This window comes from Mycobacterium sp. NTMscope_MAC_12, from assembly GCF_976985675.1.
The window spans coordinates 6,027,462-6,051,018 of record NZ_CDRJYY010000001.1; the positions used below are offsets into that span (position 1 = coordinate 6,027,462).

At 65.2% G+C, this 23,557-nt stretch carries 23 protein-coding genes, 4 tRNA genes and 2 pseudogenes; 20 read left to right on the forward strand and 9 right to left on the reverse strand.

Going from position 1 to position 23,557, the window contains the following annotated elements; translation table 11 throughout:
* Window positions 1–131 precede the first annotated feature (131 nt).
* The 3 genes from dusB to AC0KS4_RS28235 all read right to left on the reverse strand — a co-directional run bounded on the left by dusB (window position 132) and on the right by AC0KS4_RS28235 (window position 3,064).
* Window positions 132–1,265 carry a tRNA dihydrouridine synthase DusB gene (dusB, locus tag AC0KS4_RS28225; RefSeq protein WP_308193051.1) on the reverse strand — a complete coding sequence of 378 codons (1,134 nt, stop codon included), beginning with the start codon at window positions 1,263–1,265 and terminating at the stop codon, window positions 132–134.
* 7 nt (window positions 1,266–1,272) lie between these two features.
* A complete protein-coding gene (locus AC0KS4_RS28230) occupies window positions 1,273–2,295 on the reverse strand; it encodes an acyl-ACP desaturase (RefSeq protein WP_225327824.1) in 1,023 nt (340 codons plus the stop codon).
* Window positions 2,296–2,449: 154 nt separating this feature from the next.
* Window positions 2,450–3,064, reverse strand: coding sequence for a TetR/AcrR family transcriptional regulator (locus tag AC0KS4_RS28235; RefSeq protein WP_225327823.1), 615 nt, complete (start codon window positions 3,062–3,064; stop codon window positions 2,450–2,452).
* 66 nt (window positions 3,065–3,130) lie between these two features.
* Between AC0KS4_RS28235 and AC0KS4_RS28240 the strand changes: the two genes are divergently transcribed.
* Entirely contained in the window at window positions 3,131–4,189 is a 1,059-nt protein-coding gene (locus tag AC0KS4_RS28240) for an oxygenase MpaB family protein (protein WP_238955747.1), read from the forward strand.
* A gap of 81 nt (window positions 4,190–4,270) precedes the next feature.
* Here AC0KS4_RS28240 and AC0KS4_RS28245 read toward each other — a convergent pair whose 3' ends face one another.
* From AC0KS4_RS28245 to AC0KS4_RS28255, 3 genes are read right to left on the reverse strand one after another with little or no spacing between them, the layout of a single operon-like run.
* Window positions 4,271–4,474, reverse strand: coding sequence for a zinc transporter Slc39a7 (locus AC0KS4_RS28245; RefSeq protein ID WP_238955748.1), 204 nt, complete (start codon window positions 4,472–4,474; stop codon window positions 4,271–4,273).
* Between the two features lie 44 nt (window positions 4,475–4,518).
* Window positions 4,519–4,926, reverse strand: a complete 408-nt coding sequence (locus AC0KS4_RS28250) for an ArsR/SmtB family transcription factor (RefSeq protein WP_238955749.1) — start codon at window positions 4,924–4,926, stop codon at window positions 4,519–4,521.
* Window positions 4,927–4,966: 40 nt separating this feature from the next.
* Window positions 4,967–5,467: a nucleoside deaminase gene (locus AC0KS4_RS28255; RefSeq protein WP_238955750.1), complete on the reverse strand. Its 501-nt coding sequence runs from the start codon at window positions 5,465–5,467 to the stop codon at window positions 4,967–4,969.
* 119 nt (window positions 5,468–5,586) lie between these two features.
* Between AC0KS4_RS28255 and AC0KS4_RS28260 the strand changes: the two genes are divergently transcribed.
* A complete protein-coding gene (locus tag AC0KS4_RS28260; RefSeq protein WP_238955751.1) occupies window positions 5,587–6,486 on the forward strand; it encodes a class I SAM-dependent methyltransferase in 900 nt (299 codons plus the stop codon).
* A gap of 39 nt (window positions 6,487–6,525) precedes the next feature.
* Here AC0KS4_RS28260 and AC0KS4_RS28265 read toward each other — a convergent pair.
* Window positions 6,526–6,601: transfer RNA gene (locus AC0KS4_RS28265), tRNA-Lys, on the reverse strand.
* A gap of 124 nt (window positions 6,602–6,725) precedes the next feature.
* On the opposite strand from AC0KS4_RS28265, the gene AC0KS4_RS28270 reads away from it, so the two are divergent.
* The 8 genes and pseudogenes from AC0KS4_RS28270 to AC0KS4_RS28305 form a co-directional block, all read left to right on the forward strand.
* A tRNA-Glu gene (locus AC0KS4_RS28270) sits at window positions 6,726–6,798 on the forward strand.
* Between the two features lie 29 nt (window positions 6,799–6,827).
* Window positions 6,828–6,904: transfer RNA gene (locus AC0KS4_RS28275), tRNA-Asp, on the forward strand.
* A 26-nt stretch (window positions 6,905–6,930) separates the two neighbouring features.
* A tRNA-Phe gene (locus AC0KS4_RS28280) sits at window positions 6,931–7,007 on the forward strand.
* A 247-nt stretch (window positions 7,008–7,254) separates the two neighbouring features.
* A complete protein-coding gene (locus AC0KS4_RS28285) occupies window positions 7,255–8,127 on the forward strand; it encodes a HipA domain-containing protein (protein ID WP_224113137.1) in 873 nt (290 codons plus the stop codon).
* A gap of 255 nt (window positions 8,128–8,382) precedes the next feature.
* Window positions 8,383–9,396, forward strand: a pseudogene (locus tag AC0KS4_RS28290) (IS256 family transposase); the annotation flags it as partial.
* A 116-nt stretch (window positions 9,397–9,512) separates the two neighbouring features.
* The gene (locus AC0KS4_RS28295) at window positions 9,513–10,562 is read left to right on the forward strand and encodes a tyrosine-type recombinase/integrase (protein WP_007172498.1); all 1,050 of its coding nucleotides are present in this window, start codon (window positions 9,513–9,515) and stop codon (window positions 10,560–10,562) included.
* Entirely contained in the window at window positions 10,559–12,502 is a 1,944-nt protein-coding gene (locus tag AC0KS4_RS28300) for a tyrosine-type recombinase/integrase (RefSeq protein WP_007172497.1), read from the forward strand. The genes AC0KS4_RS28295 and AC0KS4_RS28300 overlap by 4 nt, the downstream gene beginning before the upstream one ends.
* 46 nt (window positions 12,503–12,548) lie before the next feature.
* Window positions 12,549–12,767: pseudogene (locus AC0KS4_RS28305) on the forward strand (transposase); the annotation flags it as partial.
* A gap of 352 nt (window positions 12,768–13,119) precedes the next feature.
* Here AC0KS4_RS28305 and AC0KS4_RS28310 read toward each other — a convergent pair.
* Window positions 13,120–14,211, reverse strand: coding sequence for a tyrosine-type recombinase/integrase (locus AC0KS4_RS28310; RefSeq protein ID WP_007172599.1), 1,092 nt, complete (start codon window positions 14,209–14,211; stop codon window positions 13,120–13,122).
* A gap of 838 nt (window positions 14,212–15,049) precedes the next feature.
* Here AC0KS4_RS28310 and AC0KS4_RS28315 point away from each other — a divergent pair.
* From AC0KS4_RS28315 to AC0KS4_RS28335, 5 genes are all read left to right on the forward strand, one after another.
* Window positions 15,050–15,592 carry a hypothetical protein gene (locus tag AC0KS4_RS28315; RefSeq protein ID WP_174814220.1) on the forward strand — a complete coding sequence of 181 codons (543 nt, stop codon included), beginning with the start codon at window positions 15,050–15,052 and terminating at the stop codon, window positions 15,590–15,592.
* Between the two features lie 587 nt (window positions 15,593–16,179).
* Window positions 16,180–16,896 (forward strand): ParA family protein, encoded by a 717-nt coding sequence (locus tag AC0KS4_RS28320; protein WP_007172118.1) that lies wholly within the window; start codon window positions 16,180–16,182, stop codon window positions 16,894–16,896.
* The gene (locus AC0KS4_RS28325) at window positions 16,896–17,786 is read left to right on the forward strand and encodes a ParB/RepB/Spo0J family partition protein (protein ID WP_007172119.1); all 891 of its coding nucleotides are present in this window, start codon (window positions 16,896–16,898) and stop codon (window positions 17,784–17,786) included. The genes AC0KS4_RS28320 and AC0KS4_RS28325 overlap by 1 nt, the downstream gene beginning before the upstream one ends.
* 275 nt (window positions 17,787–18,061) lie before the next feature.
* Window positions 18,062–19,144 (forward strand): hypothetical protein, encoded by a 1,083-nt coding sequence (locus tag AC0KS4_RS28330; protein WP_075630248.1) that lies wholly within the window; start codon window positions 18,062–18,064, stop codon window positions 19,142–19,144.
* Between the two features lie 59 nt (window positions 19,145–19,203).
* The gene (locus AC0KS4_RS28335) at window positions 19,204–20,244 is read left to right on the forward strand and encodes a C40 family peptidase (protein ID WP_051445829.1); all 1,041 of its coding nucleotides are present in this window, start codon (window positions 19,204–19,206) and stop codon (window positions 20,242–20,244) included.
* On the opposite strand, the gene AC0KS4_RS28340 is transcribed toward AC0KS4_RS28335, so the two are convergent.
* A complete protein-coding gene (locus tag AC0KS4_RS28340) occupies window positions 20,192–20,863 on the reverse strand; it encodes a helix-turn-helix transcriptional regulator (protein ID WP_007172122.1) in 672 nt (223 codons plus the stop codon). The genes AC0KS4_RS28335 and AC0KS4_RS28340 overlap by 53 nt on opposite strands.
* Before the next feature lie 333 nt (window positions 20,864–21,196).
* Between AC0KS4_RS28340 and AC0KS4_RS28345 the strand changes: the two genes are divergently transcribed.
* The 5 genes from AC0KS4_RS28345 to AC0KS4_RS28365 all read left to right on the forward strand — a co-directional run bounded on the left by AC0KS4_RS28345 (window position 21,197) and on the right by AC0KS4_RS28365 (window position 23,400).
* Window positions 21,197–21,607: a WhiB family transcriptional regulator gene (locus tag AC0KS4_RS28345; protein WP_072501167.1), complete on the forward strand. Its 411-nt coding sequence runs from the start codon at window positions 21,197–21,199 to the stop codon at window positions 21,605–21,607.
* Window positions 21,600–21,923 (forward strand): hypothetical protein, encoded by a 324-nt coding sequence (locus AC0KS4_RS28350; RefSeq protein WP_007172124.1) that lies wholly within the window; start codon window positions 21,600–21,602, stop codon window positions 21,921–21,923. The genes AC0KS4_RS28345 and AC0KS4_RS28350 overlap by 8 nt, the downstream gene beginning before the upstream one ends.
* Window positions 21,924–21,937: 14 nt before the next feature.
* On the forward strand, window positions 21,938–22,423 hold the full coding sequence (locus tag AC0KS4_RS28355; protein ID WP_046184891.1) for a hypothetical protein: 486 nt from the start codon (window positions 21,938–21,940) through the stop codon (window positions 22,421–22,423).
* A 15-nt stretch (window positions 22,424–22,438) separates the two neighbouring features.
* Complete coding sequence (locus AC0KS4_RS28360) at window positions 22,439–22,603, forward strand: hypothetical protein (protein WP_007172126.1); 165 nt, start codon at window positions 22,439–22,441, stop codon at window positions 22,601–22,603.
* A gap of 188 nt (window positions 22,604–22,791) precedes the next feature.
* On the forward strand, window positions 22,792–23,400 hold the full coding sequence (locus AC0KS4_RS28365) for a hypothetical protein (protein ID WP_033717261.1): 609 nt from the start codon (window positions 22,792–22,794) through the stop codon (window positions 23,398–23,400).
* Window positions 23,401–23,557 lie beyond the last annotated feature (157 nt).

A 23,557-nucleotide genomic window follows, 5' to 3' on the forward strand; every position in this document is an offset into this window, starting at 1 on the left:
AGCGGGGCGTGCCAACCGTTTTTCGTCGCGCCCGGTGCGGCGGCAGGAAACTCATCCGCCATCCAAGCGCACGCAACAAAGCCCACATCGTACTGAGTTATCGGTCCGGAAGCGATCTCGAGCCGGTGGACTCAGCCGCCCGAATGCATGACGTCGGCACCGGCCGGCACGGTGCAGTCGTCGGGGTCGTCCAGCCAGCCTTCCGGGAGCACGACCCTCGCCGGTGAACCCTGCCGGCCCCGGGGGCCGCTCGCCTCGTCCGGGAAGGGGACGCTGCCGTCCAACCGGTCGAGCAGGCCGTCCAGCTCGTCGAGCGTCTTGACCATCGCCAGCGCCCGGCGCAGCTCGGAGCCGGCCGGAAACCCGTGCAGGTACCAGGCGATGTGCTTGCGGATGTCGCGCATGCCCTTGTCCTCGCCGAAGTGCGCGGCTAGCAGCTGCCCGTGCCGGCGGACGATGTCGGCGACCTCGCCCAGCGTGGGCGGGGTGGGCGGCGGGCTGCCGGTGAACGCGGCCGACAGCTCGGCGAAAAGCCACGGCCGGCCCAGGCAGCCGCGGCCGATGACCACGCCGTCGCATCCGGTGGCGGCCATCATCGTCAGCGCGTCGCTGGCGTCGTAGATGTCACCGTTGCCGAGCACCGGGATCGTGCGCACATGCTGCTTGAGGCGGGCGATCTCGTCCCAATCGGCGGTGCCGGAGTAGCGTTGCGCCGCCGTACGGGCGTGCAGCGCGACCGCGGCCGCGCCCTCGGCTTCTGCGATACGTCCGGCATCGAGGTGCGTGTGGTGCTCGTCATCGATGCCGATGCGGAACTTCACGGTCACCGGTATCGGGGTGCCCTCGGTGGCGCGCACGGCCGCGGCGACGATCTGGCCGAACAGCCGCCGCTTATAGGGCAGCGCCGAGCCGCCCCCGCGCTTGGTGACCTTGGGCACCGGGCAGCCGAAATTCATGTCGATGTGATCGGCCAGGCCTTCGTCGGCGATCATCTTGGCGGCCGCGTAGGTGGTCGCGGGGTCGACGGTGTAGAGCTGCAGCGAGCGGGGCGACTCGTCGGGGGCGAACGTGGTCATGTGCATGGTGACCGGGTGTCGCTCGACGAGCGCGCGGGCGGTCACCATCTCGCAGACATAGAGTCCGCTGACGGTGCCGACCTTGGACTGCTCCAGCTCACGGCACAGCGTCCGGAATGCGACGTTGGTAACGCCCGCCATCGGTGCCAGTACCACCGGGCTGGCGAGCGCGATGGAACCGATGCGCACCGCTTGGTTACCGCCGGCTCATGGTCAGCGTGCCCGCAGTCTGATGCAGCTCGGCTGCCGTCGTCCTCTTGCCGGTGCGGGCTTCACGGTCGAGCTGGCGCTGCTTGGAGACCTCGAACTTGTCGCAGGTTTGCTCGAGCTCCTTGATCAGCACACCCAGATCGTCGCGCAAGGCGGCGGCCTCGCCGGTGAAGTCCTCGCGCTCGAAGATGCGCCATTTCCTCAACACCGGCATGACGACCTCGTCGAGGTGGATGCGTGGGTCGTACACGCCGCCGACGGCGATCATCACGGCCTTGCGCCGGAACTCGGGCACCTGGTAGCCGGGCATCTGGAAGTTGCGCAGCACCTTGTGCAGCGACTTCATCGCCTGATTGGGCGCGATCTCGAACCCGGCCTCGGTGACGTCGCGGTAGAAGATCATGTGCAGGTTCTCGTCGGCAGAGATCTTGGCCAGCAACTGGTCGGCGATCGTGTCGTTGCACGCCTTACCGGTGTTGCGGTGCGAGATCCGGGTCGCCAACTCCTGGAAGGTCACGTAGGTTACCGAATCGAACAGGCTCTCGGCGAACAGGTCTTCCCGAACCTGGTGGTTCTGGCCGGGGCTGAAGCCGCGGTTGACCACCTCGATGCGCAGCTTCTCCAACTCGATCGGATCGACCGCGCGCGTGACCACCAGGTAGTCGCGCAGCGCGATGCCGTGCCGGTTCTCCTCTGCGGTCCACCGGTTGACCCACTGGCCCCAGGGGCCGTCCATGCTGAAGTTCATCGCGATCTCGCGGTGGTACGACGGCAGGTTGTCTTCGGTCATCAGGTTCTGGACCATCGCCACCTGGGCGACGTCAGTGAGCTTGGATTGCCCCGGCTCCCAGTCCTGCCCACCGAGCGCGTAGTAGTTCTTGCCGTCCGACCACGGGATGTAGTCGTGCGGGTTCCAGTTCTTGTGCATGCTCTCGTGCCGGTTCAGGTACTTCTCGACGGCCGGCTGGAGTTCGTGCAACAGCTGTAGGTTTGTCAGCTCGGCTGACATAGGGCCTCCAGTTATCTGTGTCGATGGGTAGCAGTCAATATATCTGTGTACTTCGGTAGCAGCAAGTTCCTCATCAGGCGTGGCTGATAACGGTTTGACATCGCGATCAGCCCCCAGTTTTACGGCTTGCCGATGCGGCCGAATTGAAAACCCGTTACTGCGAATTGCCGAGCTCTCCGGCGGGGACGTACGGGGCCGCCGTGATGTAGAGCATGTTGATGCAGTAGTCGATGAACTGCTTGCGGGTCGCCCCGAGCTGGCCGTGCAGGTAGGCGGTGAACAGGCTCGACAGGCCGCCGACCAGGCTGGTGGCGATCATCTTCTGCAGCACCGCATCGCCGATCCGGGACAGCTTGCGCTGCAGCAAGTCGATGAAGTTGGGCATCCACTCCGCGCCCGACCGGGTCAGCACCGGCTCCACCGCGGGCGCTAGCAACAGCACCCGCCCGCGGACGGGGTCGTCCACCATCAGTTCGACGAAGCGTTCGACGGCCTCCCGCGGGGTCGTCGCCGACGTCAGGGTGTTCATCGCGCGCGTGCAGACGTCGTCGTAGACCGCGCGGACGAATTCGTCACGGTCGGCGAAGCTTTCGTAGAAGTAGCGCTCGGTCAGCGCCGCCTTGCGGCACACCGCGCGCACGGTCAGCGCCGGTCCCCCGGAACCGCCGAGCAGCTGTACGCCGGCGCTGATCAGGTTGTCACGACGAAGCGCGAGGCGACTCTCCAAGGGGACGCCGGTCCAGCGTCCCCGTCGTTGACCCGTCTGCACATCGCTCCTAAGCTGAAAATGACAACGGCCGTAGTCAAAAATTTAGATACCTACAGGAATCCAATAGTGACTCAAGATACGTCCGCATCGCACCCCCTGACCAGCGACGCGACCGGCTCCCCTGAGCAGTCGAGTTCGGCCGGGCCGACCGACGGGTCCAGCGGCGTCGCGGCGGGCTGCCCGGTATCGCCCCTGGGCTACGAGGCGCCGCCGGCACCGCTGGGGCCCGATTCCCTGACCTGGCGGTATTTCGGGGATTGGCGGGGCATGCTGCAGGGCCCGTGGGCCGGATCGATGCAGAACATGCACCCCCAACTGGGCGCGGCGGTCCTCGACCACTCCACCTTCTTCCGCGAGCGGTGGCCGCGTCTGCTGCGTTCGTTGTATCCCATCGGGGGAGTGGTCTTCGACGGTGACCGCGCACCGGTCACCGGCGCCGAGGTGCGTGATTACCACACCGACATCAAGGGGGTCGACGACCAGGGCCGCCGCTACCACGCGTTGAACCCCGACGTCTTCTACTGGGCGCACTCCACCTTCTTCATGGGCACCATTCACGTGGCCGAACGGTTCTGTGGCGGGATCACCGAGGCGCAGAAGCGTCAACTGTTCGACGAGCATGTCGAGTGGTACCGCATGTACGGCATGAGCATGCGGCCCGTGCCGAAGTCGTGGGAGGAGTTCCAGGCCTACTGGGACCACATGTGCCGCAACGTGCTGGAGAGCAACGAGGCCGCCCGTGCCGTGCTCGATCTGAGCGTGTTGCCCAAACCGCCTTTCGCGCAATGGATTCCGGATCCCTTGTGGGCCATGCAGCGCAAACTGATGGCCCCGTTTTTCGTGTGGCTGACGGTCGGCCTGTACGACCCTCCGGTGCGGGAGCTGATGGGCTACCAATGGTCGCGCCGCGACGAGTGGCTGCACCGGCGTTTTGGCGACCTGGTTCGTTTCGTATTCGCCTTGGTGCCAAGCAGATTCCGTAAGCACCCGCGAGCCCGCGCCGGTTTGGACCGCGCCAGCGGGCGAATCCCGCTCGATACCCCGCTGGTGCAAACTCCGGCGCGCAACCTGCCGCCCGTCGAGGAGCGCGGGGATCCCAAGCACTACTGCCCGATGGTGTCTTAGCCGTACGACGATGCAGCCCGCGGAGCGGGGTGTGAAGGAGTACGGCAATTGTGCCCTGAGCTCGGTGAGTCGCCGTCCGCCCTAGGCGTGGGCGTGACCGTGAACCTCCTCGAGTCCCGCCTGGTGCACGTGCCGATGATTGTGTTGCGTCCCGTCGGCGTGCGCGTGGGAGTGCTCGTGCTCCACGTGGTCATGCTCGTGGGACGTGTGCGCGTGGGCGTGCGTCACGTCGCCGTGCTGGTGCTCGTGCGCGTGGGGCGCGTCGTGGGTGTGCTCTTCGCTCATCGGTGATGCCTCCTTGTGTGAAATGCCTTGTGCTTCCGGCTCGCTCAGCGGCTGGCGCTGCGGTGTCGGTTCGGTGTGGGCGACGATCCGGTTACCGCCTTGAGGCTGTTGTCACCGCGGTGGTGACCGGGAACCCCGGGGCCGGCGTGCTCGGCGTTGAAAACGGCGTCGATGACCAGCTGGCGGACGTGGTCGTTCTCCAGGCTGTAGAAGATCGTGGTGCCTTCCCGGCGGGTGCGGACCAGACGTGCCATCCGCAACTTCGCGAGGTGCTGGGAAACCGACGGCGCCGGCTTGCCCACGTGCTCGGCGAGTTCGTTGACCGACATCTCGTGGTCGGTCAACGACCAGAGCACCTGCACGCGGGTGGCATCGGCGAGCATCCGGAAGACTTCGACCACCAGGCCTGCCTGGTCGTCGGGGAGGCGCCCTTTGCTATTACCTGCATGCATACGCAGATACTAGCGAAAGGCGGCGGGGCTGCCAAGCGGCTCAGGCCGGCGGGACGAACGTCGTCTGGCGCCGGCCGCCATTGCGCTCGTTCCAGAGCCGGTAGACCTCTATCGCGCCCTGGCGGGGGTCGTAGCGCATCGGCAGGCGCCGCCGGTCCCAGTCCTTGGCGAATTCGTCATAGAACGTGGACAGCTCGAAGTACTTGCGGTCATCGGCGTAGTACTGCTCGTAGCTGTCGCGGGTGGTCAGGAACACGACCTCCCGGGGCGAGCAGTAATACAGTGAGCCCAGGCACATCGGGCACGGGTGGGCCAGCACGTAGATCGTGGTATCGACAAGGTGCTCGGTGCCCAGCTTCACGCAGGCCTCGCGGATGGCGAGGATCTCGGCGTGGGCGGTGGGGTCGTTCGTCTGGGCCACCCGGTTGGCGCTCTCGGCGAGCACCTCGCCGCCCCGGACGATCACCGTTGCGAACGGCCGACCGCCTTCGGCCACGTTGCGGCGAGCCAGTTCGATCGTTCGTTGAGCGAAGTCGGTCACGGGTCCTCCGGAGTGGGACGGCAGCAGATAAGTCGGAGAGTAGCCCCGTCGGCCGCCACACCGAGTCCGTGATGTTAACTAGATTATCTATCTTTTTCCGACCCGACTGAAGGGGCATCATGGCGCGCACCGATCGTGATCGTTGGGACCTGGCGACAAGCGTCGGGGCGACGGCGACCATGGTGGCCGCCCAGCGGGCGCTGTCCTCCGACGCGAAGTTGATCGACGATCCGTATGCCGCCCCGCTGGTGCGGGCGGTCGGGATCGACGTCTACGTCCGGCTGGTGAACGGGGAAATCGCGGCCGAGGGGGACACCGAGTTCGATCCCCAGCGGATGGCGCAGGGAATGGCCTGCCGAACCCGGTTTTATGACCAGTTTTTTCTGGACGCGACCCGCAGCGGCATCGGCCAGGCCGTGATCCTGGCGTCGGGCCTGGATTCCCGCGCCTACCGCCTGCCCTGGCCGGCCGGGACCGTCGTTTACGAGGTCGACATGCCAGAGGTCATCGAGTTCAAGACCCTGACCCTGGGCGATCTGGGAGCCGAGCCGACCGCCGAGCGGCGCACCGTCGCCATCGATCTGCGCGACGATTGGGCCTCGGCCCTGCAGGCCGCGGGATTCGATCCGCAGGCCCCCTCGGCGTGGAGCGCCGAAGGCTTGGTGGTCTACCTGCCGGACGAAGCTCAGGACGCGCTGTTCGACAACATCACCGCGCTCAGCGCGCCCGGCAGCCGCCTCGCTTTCGAATTCGTGCCCGACACTGCGGTTTTCGCCGACCCGCGGTGGCGCGCCCACCACGACCGGATGAGCGAACTCGGTTTCGAGATCGACTTCAACGACCTCGTCTATCACGGCCGGCGCAGCCATATCGTCGACCACCTGAACCGGCGCGGCTGGCAGACCTCCTCGGCAACGGTCGCGGAGCTGCACGCGGCGAACGGATTCGCCTACGCCGACGACGACGTCGCCGCGGCCTTCGCCGATGTGACGTACTGCAGTGCTGCGCTCGGGCGATGAGCGGTCATCGGTCGCGCGCGGCGAGCGCCATGCGCGATGTGGTGCCCCCACTAGGACTCGAACCTAGGACCTGCGGATTAAAAGTCCGTAGCTCTACCAACTGAGCTATAGGGGCCGCGGAGATTCAGGATACTTGGACCGAAAACCCGGCTCGTTTGAGGATTGGGCACACCGTGACCTAAGCTGACGTGGCTCCCAACGAAACCACGTTGCGAGTACCCCGGAGTGATTCGGTTCTGGCCCCCATCGTCTAGTGGCCTAGGACGCCGCCCTTTCACGGCGGTAGCACGGGTTCGAATCCCGTTGGGGGTACGCGACGCGGTGACGCGGAGCAGCAGCAAGGCCCTGTGGCGCAGTTGGTTAGCGCGCCGCCCTGTCACGGCGGAGGTCGCGGGTTCGAGTCCCGTCAGGGTCGCCAGCACGGCGAGGCACTCGCTGCCTTCCGGCCAGGTAGCTCAGTCGGTACGAGCGTCCGCCTGAAAAGCGGAAGGTCGGCGGTTCGATCCCGCCCCTGGCCACCAAGTATCTGTGCATTTCAGCGCCCCTTTTCGCTCTGTCTACGAACTCGTCATCACCGATTCGGACTCGGCGATGGGGCCAATATGGGGCCAAAAACGAGGTGCCGTCGCTGCCAACTCTGTATCGGATCCGTCCCCCTCGACTCTCCGCTGTCTTCGAGCGGAGCCCTACGCGACATGCGCGTGGCCAGTGGCGATTGCACTAGCACCTGCGAGGCACAATTGCGTCGTGCCCGTTCGCTGGTCAGTCGTGGCTGCCGACGACTGGGCTGTCGCTGGCCTCGAGAGCCAGGGCCAGCATCCGCACGACTGGCTCAAACATCCGTCGAGAGAGCGTACCTGGCTGTTCAAACCCGCACGGCCAGAGCGCGATCGTTCCCTCGGGGAAGACACTGTGGAGAAGCTCGGAAGCGAGATGGCTCGGCTGGTCGGAGTGCCGGCGGCCACGGTCGAACTAGCCACTCGGGGCGGGGTGCGTGGCGCATTGGTTGAAGACGTGCGATTGCCAGAGTGGGAATTGCAGGCAGGGCAGGCGCTAATGCCAGAGGTGGTTATCGATTACGACCCGACTGATCCTGAAGCGCGCGGATACAATGTCGGCTCTATCAGGCAGGCACTCACACGGTTTGGATCACCGCCAGGCTCATCGATGCCTACGTCGTTTCGGGCTTTCGATGCGTTCGCAGGATATCTCCTGTTTGACGCGTTGATCGCGCATGGAGATCGCCACGACCGCAACTGGGCCGTCCTTGTGCCGCCGCCGGACGTATCCGAGCCCTCTTTCGACCACGCAGCTAGCCTCGGCTTTACGTTGAGCGACGAACTGCGCGCCGAGCACTTACGCGACGGAACAGTGATGAAATGGGCAGAACGTGGGCACGCGAGCCGATTTGAGCATCGCAAGGGCACGCGTTGGCAGACACTCGTGGACCTGGCAGGCGACGCCATCAGACTCTGTGGACCGAGCACCCGCGAGTACTGGCGTGAACGGATACTGTCGCTTGAACGGCGGACCGTTGAGGACCTATTTGCTTCTGCCCCAGGGATGACGGAGACTGCGCACCGTTTCACGGTCGAACTCGTCAAGATTAATCGAGAGAGGTTGCTCGATGTCCTCGCCTGAATTGCTGTTATCGCGGACGTCAATGGCCACGCGACGCTTCGCTGTCGCATGGCGGAACCGGCGGCGACGCTTAAATTACGCCGGTGGCCGTACTAGACCACGGTGCCAAAGGCTATCGATTCCAGTACCTAGTTGCGTCCAGCAGAGTGGTGTACGAGCCGGTGATGACCGGCGTGTCGTAGCCGGATGAATGAAGGTCATCGCGTGATTCTTCGAGGGACCGACCAAAGTCACTCGAGCAAAGGAATCAACGCGATGACCATTGCCCACGATATCGACCTGTCTGCCGTGCTGGCCGAACGACTCACCACCACGCACCCTGATGTGCTGCGCGAGTTGTTGGCCGCCTTCATTCACGCCCTGATGGGCGCCGAAGCCGACGCGGTGTGCGGTGCCGGCTACGGCCAGCGCAGCAGCGAGCGCACCAATTCCCGCAACGGGTATCGGCACCGCGAGTTTGACACCCGCGCAGGCACATTGGATCTGGCGATTCCCAAGCTAAGGCAAGGTTCGTACTTCCCGGACTGGCTGCTGGAACGGCGCAAACGCGCCGAGCGGGCCCTGACCACGGTGGTGGCTACCTGCTACCTGCTGGGCGTTTCGACGCGGCGGATGGACAAACTCGTCGAGACTCTGGGCATCACCAGCTTGTCGAAGTCCCAGGTCAGCGTGATGGCCAAAGAGCTCGACGCCGCGGTCGAGGCGTTCCGGACCCGGCCACTGGATGCAGGCCCGTACACGTTCATGGCTGCTGACGCCCTGGTGCTCAAGGTTCGCGAAGCAGGCCGGGTGGTCAACGTGCACGCGCTGATCGCCACCGGGGTCAACGCCGAGGGCTACCGCGAAATCCTGGGCATCGACGTCACCACCGCCGAGGACGGGGCCGGCTGGCTGACCTTCCTGCGGTCGCTGACCGCCCGCGGCCTATCAGGGGTCCGTCTGGTCACTTCCGACGCCCACGCCGGTCTGGTGGCCGCGATCGGCGCCACCCTGCCTGGGGCATCGTGGCAACGGTGTCGCACCCACTACGCCACCAACCTGATGGCCATCACTCCGAAATCATCGTGGCCGTGGGTACGCACACTACTGCATTCGGTCTTCGATCAACCTGACGCCGGTTCCGTTGCAGCCCAATATGACCGCATCATCGACGCACTGGCCGACAAGCTCCCCAAGGTCGCCGACCACCTCGAAGACGCCCGCGCCGACCTGCTCGCCTTCACCGCCTTCCCCAAACAAATTTGGCGGCAGATCTGGTCCAACAACCCACTATCCGTTAACCGGCTCTCCGGGGACACGGTTCGGGCTGCAGCGTGAGGTTCACGCACAAGCGCTGAGCACGGATGGATGCTGTCTGCATCTCGGTGGGGGAAGGCGGAGCGGCGATGCGGGTACTCAAGAGCGACAGCGGATATGTCCTGGAGGGCGACTGGGACGGGCAGGACGCGGTGAACGCGTTTCTCAACCATTTGGCGGGACGGGGGTTCAGCGCGGCCACGGTGCGGGCCTACGCATTCGACGTCGCCAATTTGAGCCGGTTCCTCGTCCAGCAAGCGGTCGGGCTCGCCGCGGTCGATGCGCCGTTGGTGTTCGACTGGATCGACTGGCAAGGCGTCCGCCGAACGGACCAGCCCACCGGCGGTCACCGCTCGTCGACCCCGCCGGCAGCTTCGACGGTGAACCGCCGGGTCGCGGCAGTGCGCGCGTTATTCGAGTATCTGGTGATGACCGGTGTCTGCACCGACAATCCGGTGCCGTCGCCGCGGCGGGGACAGGGGCTGCGCCAGTCGCAGCGGGGGTTGCTCGGTCATCTGGGTCCCGGGCGTGCACGCAGTGGCGGTAGGTTGGTGCGTCAGCCGCAGCGTCTTCCGGAATCGTTGTCCACCAACGATGTCGACGCGTTCCTGGCGACACTGGCAACGCACCGGGACCGGGCGATGGTGCTGGTGATGCTACTCGGAGGGCTGCGTTCGGCCGAGGCGCGTGGCCTGCTGCTCGCCGACGTCGATATGGGCCGGCGCCGGCTTCGGGTGATCGGCAAGGGCGGCAAGGAACGTCATGTCCCGGTCGATGCGGCGTTCTTCACCGAGCTCGCCGCCTACCTGCGATGGGAGCGGCCGCCGGGGTTGGCGACGCCGCAGTGCTTCGTAGTGCTGCGCGGCCCGACGACCGGTGCACCGGTCAGCGAGGCCGGGCTGCGCAGCCTGTTCCGTCGGCACCGGGAGACCTCTGGCGCCACAAGAGTCCGCCCGCACCGTTTACGGCATACCTACGGCACCGAATTGTCGGCGGCCGGAATCGATCTGCTGGCGTTGCGGGCGTTGATGGGGCATGTCTCGCCGGAGACCACGGCCCGCTACGTGCATTTGTCGATCGAGCAGCTCGCCGCCGAATACGGTGCTGCTCGTGCGACGTTGGCCGGAGCCCGGCAGTGACCACGGTGTTGGTCGGCCAACCCGTAGGCGCCGACGAGGTGGTGGCGGATTATCTCGACCACGTCGCCACCCTGGGTTTGAGCGGGCGGGCGGTACGCGACCGGATTCGGATCGCTCGCGACTTCACCGCACGCCACCGCGACCTGCACGCCTGGATGACGCTGCCGGCAGCCGAGCGGATCGCCGAGATACGGGACACCGGGGCGTGGCCGCTGATCTGTCACACGATCGGCACCGGCCGGTTACGGCTGGACGTCGAGCTGGCCGCGGTCAAACAGTTGACCGGGCTGGGCCGCGCAGTGGAGGACCGGGATCCGAGCGGATTCGCCGCGTTGCGGAATGCGGGAATTCGGTTGGGCTGGAGGAGTTCCTGGGTCGAGACGGTCCTCGGCGAATGTCTGGCGGTAGTGCTGGCACACCACGGCGGAATGGTCGCCGACCTGACCGGCGACGCGCTCGACGACTTCGACGCCGCGCTGTCACGTACCGTGGTGCCGCCATCGTCGCGGCGGGCATACAGGGGGCGGCTGGCCAGCCTGCGGCAGCTGTTGTTCGAGACCGCGGTCATCGACACCGCGCCGAAACGCCGGCGGTGGGCCCGTAGCCTCGAGCAGCGCTTCACCGAGGTGGAGATGCCCGACCCGATCCGTCAGACGTTGCTGCGCTACATCGGCGTGCGCGCGGCGGTGCTGCGGCCCAAATCGGTCGAGTCGCTGATCAACGACCTGCTGCCCTTCGCCGAATACCTCACCGCTCACCATCCCGACGTCATCAGCCTGCGTGAACTCGACCGGAGCTGCATCGAGGGCTACCTGAAATGGAATCGCACCCGGGGCTGGCGTGGTCAGCGCGCCGCCGCGGGCGCCGGGCGCACCGTCTCGGCCGCGGTGGCCCAGTCGGCAGTGCTCAGTCTGCGCAACCTGCTCGACGACATCACCGCCTGGGGCTGGGCGCAGGCCCCACCACGGCGGTTGGTATTCGCCGCCGACGTCCCCAAACTCGACCAGCCGTTGCCACGCGCGCTAGCACCCGATGTGGACGCGGCAGTGATGAACGCCGTTGCCCACCTGCAGGATCCGTTCGCCCGCATCGGCCTGACCGTGCTGCGTGGTGCCGGCCTGCGGGCGGGGGAACTGCTCGACCTCGAACTGGGCAGCATCATCGACTACGGACCGGCCGGAACCTGGCTGAAGGTGCCACTGGGCAAGCTCGCCACCGAACGCATGGTCCCGCTCTCCGCCGCGACCCTCGCCGCGCTCGACGAGTGGGTCGCCCTCCGCGGCACGCACCGGCCGCTGCCGCACCCACGCACCGGCGTGCTCACCGACTTTCTGTTCACCCGGCACGGACGCCGCCTGGGCTACACCCGGCTGCGCAACGGGCTGCTCACCGCCGCTGAATCCGCCGGGTTGCACCGTCCCGACGGCGGCGTCCTGATGGTCACTCCACATCAGTTGCGCCACACCTGGGCCACCGAACTCGCCAACGCCGGGATGAGTCTGCAGGCCTTGATGTCCTTACTCGGGCACGTCACTCCACAAATGACGATCCGCTACGCCACCCTGGCCTCGCCCACCCTGCGCGCGGCCTACGACGAAGCGATGGGCAAGATGCGCCGCCAGTTCACCCTCACCCCGGTCGGCAAACCGATCCTGCCCGACAAGGTCGGCTGGCTGCACAGTGAAATGCTGAAAACCCGCGTTGCACACGGATACTGCGCTCGCCACGAATCCGCGGGCGCGTGCCCTTATGCCAACATCTGCGAAACCTGCGACAACTACGTCACCGCCCCCGAATTCCGCGACACGCTCACCGACCAACTCGCCGACGTCCAGGCCCTCAGAACCGACGCCGAGTGCCGCGGCTGGACCGACGAAGCCGCCCGCCACGACCGCGTCGCCCACGCCCTTACCGACCACCTCCAGCGCCTCGATCGATGAACATCCCACCCCGACGGGTTGACCCGCCCCCGAGGGCCGGATAAAAGAACGACTCAACAAGGAAATCCGCCGGCGCACCGACGTCGTCGGAATCTTCCCCGACCGCAACGCCCTAATCCGCCTCGTCGGCGCGGTGCTGGCCGAACAACACGACGAATGGGCCGAATCCCGCCGCTACCTCGGCCTCGACGTCCTCAGCAAATCCCGCGCCGACCACACGCCATCAACAGAACAGGAGGACACCCCGGCGGCACTGACCGCCTAAACCACCAAGTCGAAGAATCACACGACGACGTCGTACACCACGTCCCTGGACTTGACCGTCGCATAACCCCGGGGTCGGCTGTGTTCAGCGGGGGCGTGTGGCCTCCGCTCAATTGGGTTTGAGTCCTTTACACTTGATGAAGTGCGCTCCGATGCGGCCGGTTAAACAAACGGCTTCGGGACCAGCGTTGGGGATGACCTCCGGGTCTGCGCTCTAGTCGAATGGCCCCGGCCTCGCCAACCTGGCTTGAGGCCGGGGTCTAACGATTGGGTCTCCCTTCCCGTGCGATTGCCAGACAGCCTTGCCGCCACCTCGATCCCTGAGAAATGGGACGAAACAGGGCCAAACCGGATCAGCTGCGGCCCGCACGAAAAGTATCGTCGAGCGAGTCAAGCGCGGTTGCGATGTCGTCAAGCTCGTCGTCGAAGAGATCCGCGTAGGTGTGTGCGGTCACGGTGATTGATGCGTGGCCCATTGCCTTTTGCAGGAGTCGCAAGTCGGCGCCGGCCCGTCGTGACAGCGATGCGTAGGTATGCCGTAGGTCATGCACACGCAAGTTGTCCCGGCCGATCTCAGTCACAGACTTCCGCCAGTTGACCGCACGCTTCCAGTTCTCCAGGCTCAGCCGGGAACCCTTCGGCGACGCGATCGCCGGCGCGCCACAGGGTCGTGCGTCGAGCCGCGCCTTAAGTGCCGGCATCAAGCGCTCGGGGATTGGGACAGAACGTCGGCCGGCTTGCGATTTCGGGTTCCCTTCAACGAGTTTGCCGCCGACTTGGGTCATCGACCGGCGAACACGGATTCGACGAGCGCCCAGGTCGACATCCTCGACATTGAGGCCGGTGAGTTCACCGAATCGTAGGCCTGTGTAAGCCAGGAGCAAGACGACGTCACCTTGAGCGCCGCATGTTTGGGCAAGTGTTGCGACTTCGCCGACGGTTAGATAGACGTGTGTGGCTTGCCGCATCGGTGGGAATTTGGTGCGTGATGCGGGGTTCTTGCCGAGGAGCTGGTCTTCCTCGACGGCGCGGTCAAGGGTCATCTTGAGGACCGAGTGCGTCCACCTCACGGTCCGCGGTCCGAGACCCGACGCTGACATGGCATTCACCCATCGTTGGATCGACTCGTGGTCGATTCTTGCGATCGGCCACGAACCAAACTGTGGCTCGATACGCAGCCTCCAGTTGTCTTCGTATCCGCGGCGGACTTTCGCGCTCAGGTCGGGTCGGGAGGCTAGCCACGATCGATAGACGTTGCGGAGCAGGATTTTGCCGCCGCGTGGGTCCACCCTGACGCCCGCGGCGCTGTCGGTGACGAGCCTTGCTTCGAACTGGCGCGCCTCCCGCTCTGTTCGGAAGCTCTTCTTGCGCTTCGAACGATCCGGTAGGCGCCATTGGACGTCATAACGCACGCCGTCCTTCGTCTCGCGGCGCTTTATGGCCAAGATTCCTCCGGAATGACGTTGGGGGAATTGAGGATCAGTGCCTGCAGCCAGCAGTGAGCGTGTGCAAGCTTGATCGTTAGCTCAAAATTTGCGGTTGTGCTAAGTCGTGGGTGAGGGCGAATCGCTCTACACCCGAGTCGATTCCAGCCAATCTTTGACGTCATCCAGTAACCATCGACGGTGCCGATCGCTAAGCCTGAGGTGATGTGGACCAGGCGCATCAATCCCACGTTCCCGCCTGGCCGCCCAATCATGCAGCGTTGAGACCGGAACTCCGGTCATTGCTCGAACTTCATGAGCGGTGAGCATGACCGACGCATTTTCTATAGTCATCGTCTCCAACCCCGTCTCCCGCCGTTGGTACTGGCCGGCAGGTCATACCGAGATCATGAGGCATAGTTCTCGATTCCCGCTACCAGCAGTGCGACATTCGATCGGAAATGCACCGTCGAGTGCGGTCAGGGGGTCGAATCTGCGAGACCGGCTTTAGGAGAGCGGTCAAGCCCTTCTGGTTGAGGTCCAGAAGGGGTGTCTGAGCTGGTCATATAGCGCCATCGCACACCAAGCGAAACCACCGCGTGCCGACCAGTGCAGATAGCGGGTTTCAGGCTGCTGTGGTACGGGTCTCGTTGGCATAAGTGTGTCGTAGCGCGTGAACGAGCGCACCCGACCGTTTCCCGGATCGGACAGGTGGTTGTGGTGAGTGGTGCGGATCGGTGCGGATGTGTTGCATTGGTGGGCAGTTGATTTGGCGACAGTGGGTGCGGACAAATGGGGACACAGATGATGTTGGTCAGGTTGGTAGAGCGCGACGATGGGTGTGTCCTATGGTTCCCACGTGGTGAACATCAATTCGAAATCGGCGGCGCGCAAGCGTGTCCGGGAGGCGCAGCATAAGGCCAACGAGGCACGTCTGGAGCGTGAGCGTCAAAATGTCGATGACGCTGCGTCGTTTCTCGTCGAGATTGGGCGGCTGGTCGCCGTCGACGAGTGGGAGCGCAACCGTATCCTCGAGATACGCGCAGAGGGGGAGCGGCGCCGTCACGAACACCGCCAGGCTGGCGCGACAGCGGTGGCCCGGATGCAAGGCCGTGGTGAAAGCCTCACTGCGATCGCTGAACTGGCGGGAGTCAAAGTCGGTGAGGTGCGCGCGGTGTTGAAGTCTGCCGACGCGCAGGCAGCGCCACGCGCGGATGCACTAGGCGCGGAAGGCAGCGCGGCGCGGGGCGCAGGAGAGGGCGCGGTGCCGGAAGCCGGCGGTGGCGCAGCCACCGACGCCGCGGCGCAAGCACTAGGTTCGGTAGACGCCGCCGCGCGAGAGGTCGGCGGTGGCGTGCCCAACAACGTGGCGGCACAAGCACTAGGTGCTGGTGCGCCGTGAACCGTCGACCGACGGTGTCGGTGAGGTCGTCAAGCGTCGGTGCACGTGCGAACGACTATGGGGGCGCTTTGTGGGTGGACCCGGTTGTGCATGCCAGCGGATGCCGCCGGTTCGACTCCTACGTCGTGCGGGGCCCCGGCGCAATCAACGCCCCGATCCACGAGTGCCCGAGGAAGTGGTCACCCTCTCGGCGGCGGCTGCCGGCCAACGTCATGATGTGGCCGGATGCCATCGGGAGCGGCGAGTCGATGAGGCGCGCGCACAACTCACTGCCGCGGCGGAATCGCGTGACTTTTGGGGTGATGATCTGAGCCCGGCATGTCCAGTTTTCCGCGGAAAACTGGCCTGTCGCTCGTCAATCGACGCAAGTCATGGACTCGCTGATGTGATTGACGGACCGGGAAGGCGCGAAAGACGGCATGCGATCTCCGGTTGGATCTGGGCAGTTTTCCGCGGAAAACTGGCGAGATGTAATGCACAATTCAGCGTGTCTGAGGGGCGGTCGTTCGGTCAGCGACGTATTTCCTGGCGGCCGGTTCCCGGAGTGGGCCGCAGCCGCGGCCCAAGCGCACCAAGGTCTTCTCCCCATGACTAAAGTTGTCACTGTTTTGAACCAAAAAGGCGGTGTCGGCAAGAGCACCGCGACCGTCAATCTGGCCGCCGTACGAGCCCAAAAACTGACCGCATATCTCGAGCCCGACGCGTTCTCGCCGGTGGCTGCGGTCTCGATAGACCCGCAGGGGTCGGCAAAATGGTGGGCCAACCGGGTCGACGCACTCCCCTTCCATCTTGTCCAAGCGCACGACGATCCCCTCGAATGGCTGCAGCAGCTCAACAACCTGCCCGGTATTGTCGAGGTCTACGTCGATACCGCCGGCTGGTTCGACCTCGACGCGGACTCCTCTCGAGATGGTCTAGGTGACGGATACTCCGCCGATGCACTGCGGACCGTCCTCGACGTCACCGCCGAAGCGATCGTCCCGGTGCTGCCGGCGCCGATGTGCTTCGACCCAACCGCGCGCACGATCCGTAAGCTTCTCGAACCGCGCAACATCCCCTACCGGGTCTTCATCAATGATTGGGACCCGCGCGATGGCGAACACTGGTTAAAGCAAACGCAGAAGTTCATTCGCGGACAGGGATGGCCCTTAGCCGAGACGGTAGTGCGGCACTACAAGATTCACACGAATGCCTGCAGCGAGGGCGTCGTGGTCACCCAGTACAAGAAGAGTGGCTCGGCGGCCAACGCGGCGGCTGACTTCTACAAGCTCGCCGACGAACTGAACATGGTAGGAGTCCGGTAATGGGGCGCGGTGGTGTCAAGACATTCGATGATCTCGTCGATGCTGTTGGCGACAACTCATCTGTTGACGGAAACGCGAAGATTCCCGTCGTCGCCCCACGGTCGGGCCTGTCGCGGTCGGTGGCTCTACGAGACCTGGTCGGCAACCCACACAACCCGCGCGATTCGGTCGGTGACCTCGACGAGTTGGCCTCCATCGTTGACTTCCAACTACAGCCCGTAGTTGTTGTCACCCGAGGAGCATTTCAAAACATCTACCCCGAGACCACGATTTCGGCGCGGTGGGTAGTAATCATCGGCAACCGGCGGTTGGCCGCCGCGCACAAGTTCGGCCGACCCGAGCTCGACATCGTGATCAAAGACGAACTCGCCAATGATCGCGCAACGCTGCTCACGGCTGTAATCTCCGAGAACGTCGACCGCTCGGGATTCGACGTGATCGAGGAAGCCAAAGCTGTCGAGAGGCTAGTGGGGGAGTACGGCAGCGCTGACGCCGCGGCCGAACATCTTCGTAAGAGCAAGACGTGGGTGTCACATCGGCGCGCGCTACTCAAACTGGCACCCGATCTTCAGGAAGCCACCCGCAGGGGCGATCTGGCGATTCGCGAAGCGCGTTCACTTGCCCAGGTTCCGCTCGCACAGCAGGTGGCCCGGTGGAAGGCCGCTCGCGGCCGGCGCAGTGAAGGGGCCAACACCGCCAATGAAACCGAAGACGGCAATTCGGATTCGGCGGCACGAGACGAACCAACGGCGCCGCCGCTGCGCTCGGTGACGCGGGCGCTTCGAAAGTTCGACGCGGATCCACGCGCCCTGGCGATAGCGTTGCGCGATCAACTTGGCGATAAAGGAGCCAGGACACTGGTCGGCCAGCTCAGGAAGTTGCTCACATAGCATCGCGAGGGTCAGTTTTCCGTGGAAAGCTGACCCATCCATCGAGGTGGCGTGGCATACTGCACGCTCAGCCACACTCAATTATGTTGGGCGTCAAGCGGTTTCGGTGGCACCGTTCGATATCGCAGGTGGTGGTTGTCGGCGTCAACACCGGCGAGCCGAAAGCCAAACGCACCCCACGGCAACGCTCACAGCTGGGAGCGCTGGGAGGCGTGAGCGGCGAAGTTGGTGCTGGTGATAGCCGCGTGGGCGCGGTTTAGGTGATACTGCCGGGTATGTCGCTCGATGAGGTGGTGGCTGAGGCTGGCCGTGTATTGGGCGATGCGCGCAGGCTTTTCGGGGCGGCGCCGATGATTAACGGGGGTTGGTCATCAACGTCGGGACTGGTGACGGGTCGCCAGGTTGTGGCAGGCGCGGGACAGGCCGCCGCCGCAGGCTGGGGTGGTGCGGCGGCCACCGGGTACGGCGTTGCCAACACTGGGCAGCTATTTTCCCTGGATCACACCATCGCCGCCGACGCGGGGACCGGCCCGCCGCTGACCGGCGTGGGAGAGGCTGCTGCCGCGGGTGGCGGGGGCATGGATGGGGTGATCACCGATACCCGTTCGGGGGTGGCCGCGATCGCTCCTGCCACCGGAACCCCGGCAGGCAAGCGGGAATTGGTGACGCATTTGCAAAGCCAGCTGGATCGGGCCAAGGCCCTGTTGCGCATCTGTGAGCGGCGCAATATGGAGCTGGCGGCGTTGATCGGGCGAGGTGCCGGCGGCTACGGCGCAGGGATGGGCGCGATGCCGATGGGCGCCGGCGCCATGACCGGTGGCATGCCGATGGGCGGCCTGGGCGCCGCCGGCGGGGGAGTGGGCAGCCCACTTTCTATCCCCGGCCTCGACACCGCCCTGTCCGGGCTTACCCGAAACCACCACCACACCAACCCCGAGCCGGATCAGGGATTGAACCTGGCCGCCGAGCCCGCAGGTCCAGGGGCCGACCGCGTCCGCGCGGCGATCCGCAAAGCCCTCGACATCGAAGGCGTTCATGATCCCGTAGCACGTGCCCGGTGGGAAGCCGGGATGATGCTGGTGGCTAAACGTGAATCCGGATACCGCAACGACGCCATAAACCACACCGATGCCAACGCGCAGAGGGGAGATCCCAGCGGAGGGTCGTTCCAATTCACCGGTGCAACGTTCCGGCAGTATCACCAGCCGGGCACAGCAAGTAGCCGATTCGACGACGTATCCGAAGCGTGCGCGTTCATCAACTACGCCCGCGGCCGCTATTGCGTCGCAGCTGACGCGTCGAATCTGGCAGCCAACATCCAGCAGGCCGATCCCACACGACCGCCGAAGGGTTACTGAGCGGCGAAGTTGGTGCTGGTGATAGCCGCGTGGGCGCGGTTTAGGTGATACTGCCGGGTATGTCGCTCGATGAGGTGGTGGCTGAGGCTGGCCGTGTATTGGGCGATGCGCGCAGGCTTTTCGGGGCGGCGCCGATGATTAACGGGGGTTGGTCATCAACGTCGGGACTGGTGACGGGTCGCCAGGTTGTGGCAGGCGCGGGACAGGCCGCCGCCGCAGGCTGGGGTGGTGCGGCGGCCACCGGGTACGGCGTTGCCAACACTGGGCAGCTATTTTCCCTGGATCACACCATCGCCGCCGACGCGGGGACCGGCCCGCCGCTGACCGGCGTGGGAGAGGCTGCTGCCGCGGGTGGCGGGGGCATGGATGGGGTGATCACCGATACCCGTTCGGGGGTGGCCGCGATCGCTCCTGCCACCGGAACCCCGGCAGGCAAGCGGGAATTGGTGACGCATTTGCAAAGCCAGCTGGATCGGGCCAAGGCCCTGTTGCGCATCTGTGAGCGGCGCAATATGGAGCTGGCGGCGTTGATCGGGCGAGGTGCCGGCGGCTACGGCGCAGGGATGGGCGCGATGCCGATGGGCGCCGGCGCCATGACCGGTGGCATGCCGATGGGCGGCCTGGGCGCCGCCGGCGGGGGAGTGGGCAGCCCACTTTCTATCCCCGGCCTCGACACCGCCCTGTCCGGGCTTACCCGAAACCACCACCACACCAACCCCGAACTCGCCGGTGACCACGACGCCGCGATCGCTGGGGGAGGGCCATTAGCGCGCATCGCGGTCAAAGCCGCACTAACCCGCTTGGGGTGCCCCTATGTCTGGGGGGCCAAGGGGCCCAACCAATTTGACTGCTCCGGCCTGGTTCACTGGTCCTACGCTCAGGCCGGCATCACCTTGGGTCCCGACACATACACCCAGATTCACCAGGGCGCCAAGGTAGCTCATGGAAACGTCGAAGCCGGAGACCTGATCTTTCCCGAAGCAGGGCACGTCATGCTCGCCATCAGCCCAACGCAGTGCGTAGAAGCCCAGCAATCCGGTGTGCCGGTCAGGATTTCGCCGATGCCAGCCTCGTACGTGGCGCGCCGGCCGATGGCGTAGCAGTTTCGGTCGAGGCCTGCGCGTCCCCGGCGGCGTCGCGGATGACGTCGCGATACTCGTGCAGCTCGGTCAGCGCCGACATGGTCTCGCTAAACGACTTTCCGCGCACGTGCGGCAGACTCGCGACAATGAGCGACTCTAACTGCAACAGTTGATCGTCGAGGTCGCGCAGCGTTGCCTTCGCCTGTGCACTGTTGCTGTGGCGCACCAGAATCTGTGCGCATATCGCAGATATCGCCGCTATCGCCTTAGCGATTCCCAAGGCCTGCAACGTGGTGCGCGGATCGGTCGACACCGACTCGAACGAGGGCTGCGCCGTGAGCGCCGCTGCCGGGCGCGGTTGGGTCTGCGGGATGGGCTCACCGCGGCGTAGCGCATCGAGGGTGCCGCGCGGCCACTGCAGGGCATCTTCGAACTTCACGCGGTTGATCCGATGAGGAAATGACTTGCCGCGCTCAAGCAACGCGGCCGTGTTCAGCGACACATTCGCCGCGTCAGCTAGCTCTCGCTGCGTTTCCAGCCCAACTTCGACTCGGCGGTCGGCAACGGCCTTGCCGACCCGCTCTAGCGGGCTCTCGCCAGGTGGAGTCGCCTTGGTGCTCACCGTGTCCTTCGCCATCGTCGCCGCCGTCGTCGACCGACGACCTCTCGGATACTTGCAAGTTAACTATAGAAGTTGACCACGTTCAGCCACGGTCGGACACGGGATCCCAACAGATGTGCCACGCGAGAGATGCACAGAAATAGCCTGTTTAAGGCAGAAAAGCATGGTTTCGCGCAGCAGATGCGCAGGGGTGCCAATACGCTGTACGCCCTTGAACTGTGTCGACTTACTCTGCCGAAACCTTCATCTGCACTGATGTTGCCTATCAGCGCATGAGCAGCTATAAACGTAGTCAGTACACAACATACACAATATGATGCACAGGTATAATTAGGAATGGAGAGCGCCGTGACCACCATCCGACCCTTGCGAGCCGACACCGGCCTGTGCGAGTACGAAGACCCCGACACCTGGTTCAGGGGATATAGCGGGGAGCGAGAGTCGGCAGCGATCTGCACCAACTGCCCCATCATCGTCGCCTGCGCCCAGAACGCCCTCAGATTTGGCGCTACCGATGGGGTGTGGGCGAGCGTGGCCATGCCCGGCGCCCGTGACGTCGCCGCCCTCAAGGCCGCTCGAGCGCAATTACGCGAGGTCATCGCCCGCTACCGAAACCAACCCCCAGCGCTACGGCTGCGGTCCCTGCAAATCCGTCAGGCCGTGCACTTCGCGGCCACCCAGCGCGACCTGCGCCGCCGACAAGCGGCTAAACCCGCGTCCAGGGCAAGTGCGACGCTAAGGGAGAAGGCCAGTGCCTAGCAGCAGCGCAGCCACCCGCGTCCTGCGCGACGACCTGCTCGCCCAACTCCGCATCGCGCAACGGCCCCTCACGACGGCACAGTTGCGCCTGCACGCGCCTGACGTGCCGGTCGCGGGGGTCGCGATATCCTGCGCCCCGATCCACGAGCAGATCTACCGGGTGCTGTGCGGCCTTGAGCGTCAAGGCCTGCTGACCCGCGGTGGCCGTGAAGGCCGCGAGGTCACCTGGACGGCGGCCGCCAACCCCGCCGACCGCGAAATCGCCGCCCTGGAAGCCGCTTTCAGCGCCTCGGACGGCCAGCCGGCGCCACGTTGAAAGGGCGCCATCCGATGATCACATGTCCCGTTCGAGCGGCGCTGACAGCTCGGGTGCCCGAACTGGCCAACGGCTCCGTCGAAATCATTGCGGTCGCACGCGAGCCCGGACTGTTGGCTAAAGTCGCGGTCCGATCACGTGTTCGCGGGATCAACGCGGTCGCCGTCTGTATCGGGTGGGGCGGCCTGCGTATCGCCGACGTCGAAAAGCGCCTCTGCGGCGAACATGTCAGCATCATCGCCTACGACAGCGACACTGCCAGGTACGTGATCAACGCACTGGGAATCAAGTCTGCGATCGCCGAAGTCATCAACCCTGAACAGCGCCGCATCCGCGTTTACGTCAACCCCGATGACTATGCGCGCGCACTAGGCAAGGTTGGTCACAACTTGCGCCTTGTCCGGCAGCTGACCTCCTGCAGCATTCACATCCGCACCGCCACTGGCGCAAATCGTGCCCCCATGGTTGCACCACCAGGCAGTTGCCCCCGATCCCAGTAACCGAAAGGCAACCCAATGAGCGCAAACACCCTGTATGACATCGAGCTGCGCGACTGGGACCGAGTCGAAATCCTATCTGCCACATCGCAAAGCGGCGCCTACGCGGCGCGTACCGAGGTCTCGTGGTCCAACCGGAAGATCTTCACCCCGACATTATTCGACTGCGGCACAACGACATGACCTCCCCCGATGCACGCTCGGCTGCGGCACGAAGACGGGTCGCTGAGCGTCGGCTGCGCCAGTTTATGGCTAACCACGGTTACCCCGACCCCGACTCGAGCCGATCGGAGCGCACAATATGGCACGGAGGACGCGGCCAGATCCACACCAGCCGGGTCTGTTCGACATCTTCGGCGGGGACGGTGGTGGTGACGAGCCCAGAGATACGCCAGATCGTGGCGGAGGCCTACGCGGGCCCGCTCGAGCTGCCCCCGCAGTGGAGCCCAGCCCAACGCGAGACATTCCTGGACAGCCAGGCGGCCAGGATCAGCTACCAGGTCGCCGAGCTGGCGGCCGAGATGGGCGCCCAGGCGGTAGGGGCGTGGACCCGCAGCCGCGGCGAGCATCCGGATTACCTGACCAAGGCAGGGATGCTGAACACCGCACGCAGCCAGGCGATGGAGATCGTGCTCAACAACGAGCTCTACGAGCAGATCCCGACCGAGGACGGCCAGCCCAGCAACCTGTGGGGGGAGCACAACGACCCAGCGCCCGATCGCAGTCAGGTGCCCTGGGATCAACGCTGGACCCGGCCCCAGTATCGCAGCGACCCCAGCCAGAACATCGAGGCGCTGATCGCGGATCTGTGGCCGGACCCGAATTACTCGGCGGTGTTTCGGATCAAGGCCGGATACCTGCTAGCCGCCCGGGCCGAGGATGGCCTGCCCCTACCGAGCGGCCCGGACGATCCGCTCACGAGCACGCTGGCTCAGATGGTCTACACCGATCTGCGCGACGACGGCATACCCGAGCGGTAAACGCCCAGCCCTCACTGTTCGATGAGGCCGATCAGCCCACCGATCCGCGCTCGATTGACCCCGGCGGCGCCCCGCTGCCGCGGCCGAACCCGCGCACACCAGCCCACCAGCCAATCGACCCGCCGGCGGGCACCGTACAAAGCCCGGCTGTATCAGA

Excerpts from the sequence above, each read along its gene's own strand:
- AC0KS4_RS28230 (WP_225327824.1), bottom strand. The coding sequence starts at position 2,295 with ATGTCAGCCGAGCTGACAAACCTACAGCTGTTGCACGAACTCCAGCCG.
- AC0KS4_RS28245 (WP_238955748.1), bottom strand. The coding sequence starts at position 4,474 with ATGAGCGAAGAGCACACCCACGACGCGCCCCACGCGCACGAGCACCAG.
- AC0KS4_RS28250 (WP_238955749.1), bottom strand. The coding sequence starts at position 4,926 with ATGCATGCAGGTAATAGCAAAGGGCGCCTCCCCGACGACCAGGCAGGC.
- AC0KS4_RS28260 (WP_238955751.1), top strand. The coding sequence starts at position 5,587 with ATGGCGCGCACCGATCGTGATCGTTGGGACCTGGCGACAAGCGTCGGG.
- AC0KS4_RS28295 (WP_007172498.1), top strand. The coding sequence starts at position 9,513 with ATGCGGGTACTCAAGAGCGACAGCGGATATGTCCTGGAGGGCGACTGG.
- AC0KS4_RS28320 (WP_007172118.1), top strand. The coding sequence starts at position 16,180 with ATGACTAAAGTTGTCACTGTTTTGAACCAAAAAGGCGGTGTCGGCAAG.
- AC0KS4_RS28325 (WP_007172119.1), top strand. The coding sequence starts at position 16,896 with ATGGGGCGCGGTGGTGTCAAGACATTCGATGATCTCGTCGATGCTGTT.
- AC0KS4_RS28330 (WP_075630248.1), top strand. The coding sequence starts at position 18,062 with ATGTCGCTCGATGAGGTGGTGGCTGAGGCTGGCCGTGTATTGGGCGAT.
- AC0KS4_RS28335 (WP_051445829.1), top strand. The coding sequence starts at position 19,204 with ATGTCGCTCGATGAGGTGGTGGCTGAGGCTGGCCGTGTATTGGGCGAT.
- AC0KS4_RS28340 (WP_007172122.1), bottom strand. The coding sequence starts at position 20,863 with ATGGCGAAGGACACGGTGAGCACCAAGGCGACTCCACCTGGCGAGAGC.
- AC0KS4_RS28355 (WP_046184891.1), top strand. The coding sequence starts at position 21,938 with ATGATCACATGTCCCGTTCGAGCGGCGCTGACAGCTCGGGTGCCCGAA.
- AC0KS4_RS28360 (WP_007172126.1), top strand. The coding sequence starts at position 22,439 with ATGAGCGCAAACACCCTGTATGACATCGAGCTGCGCGACTGGGACCGA.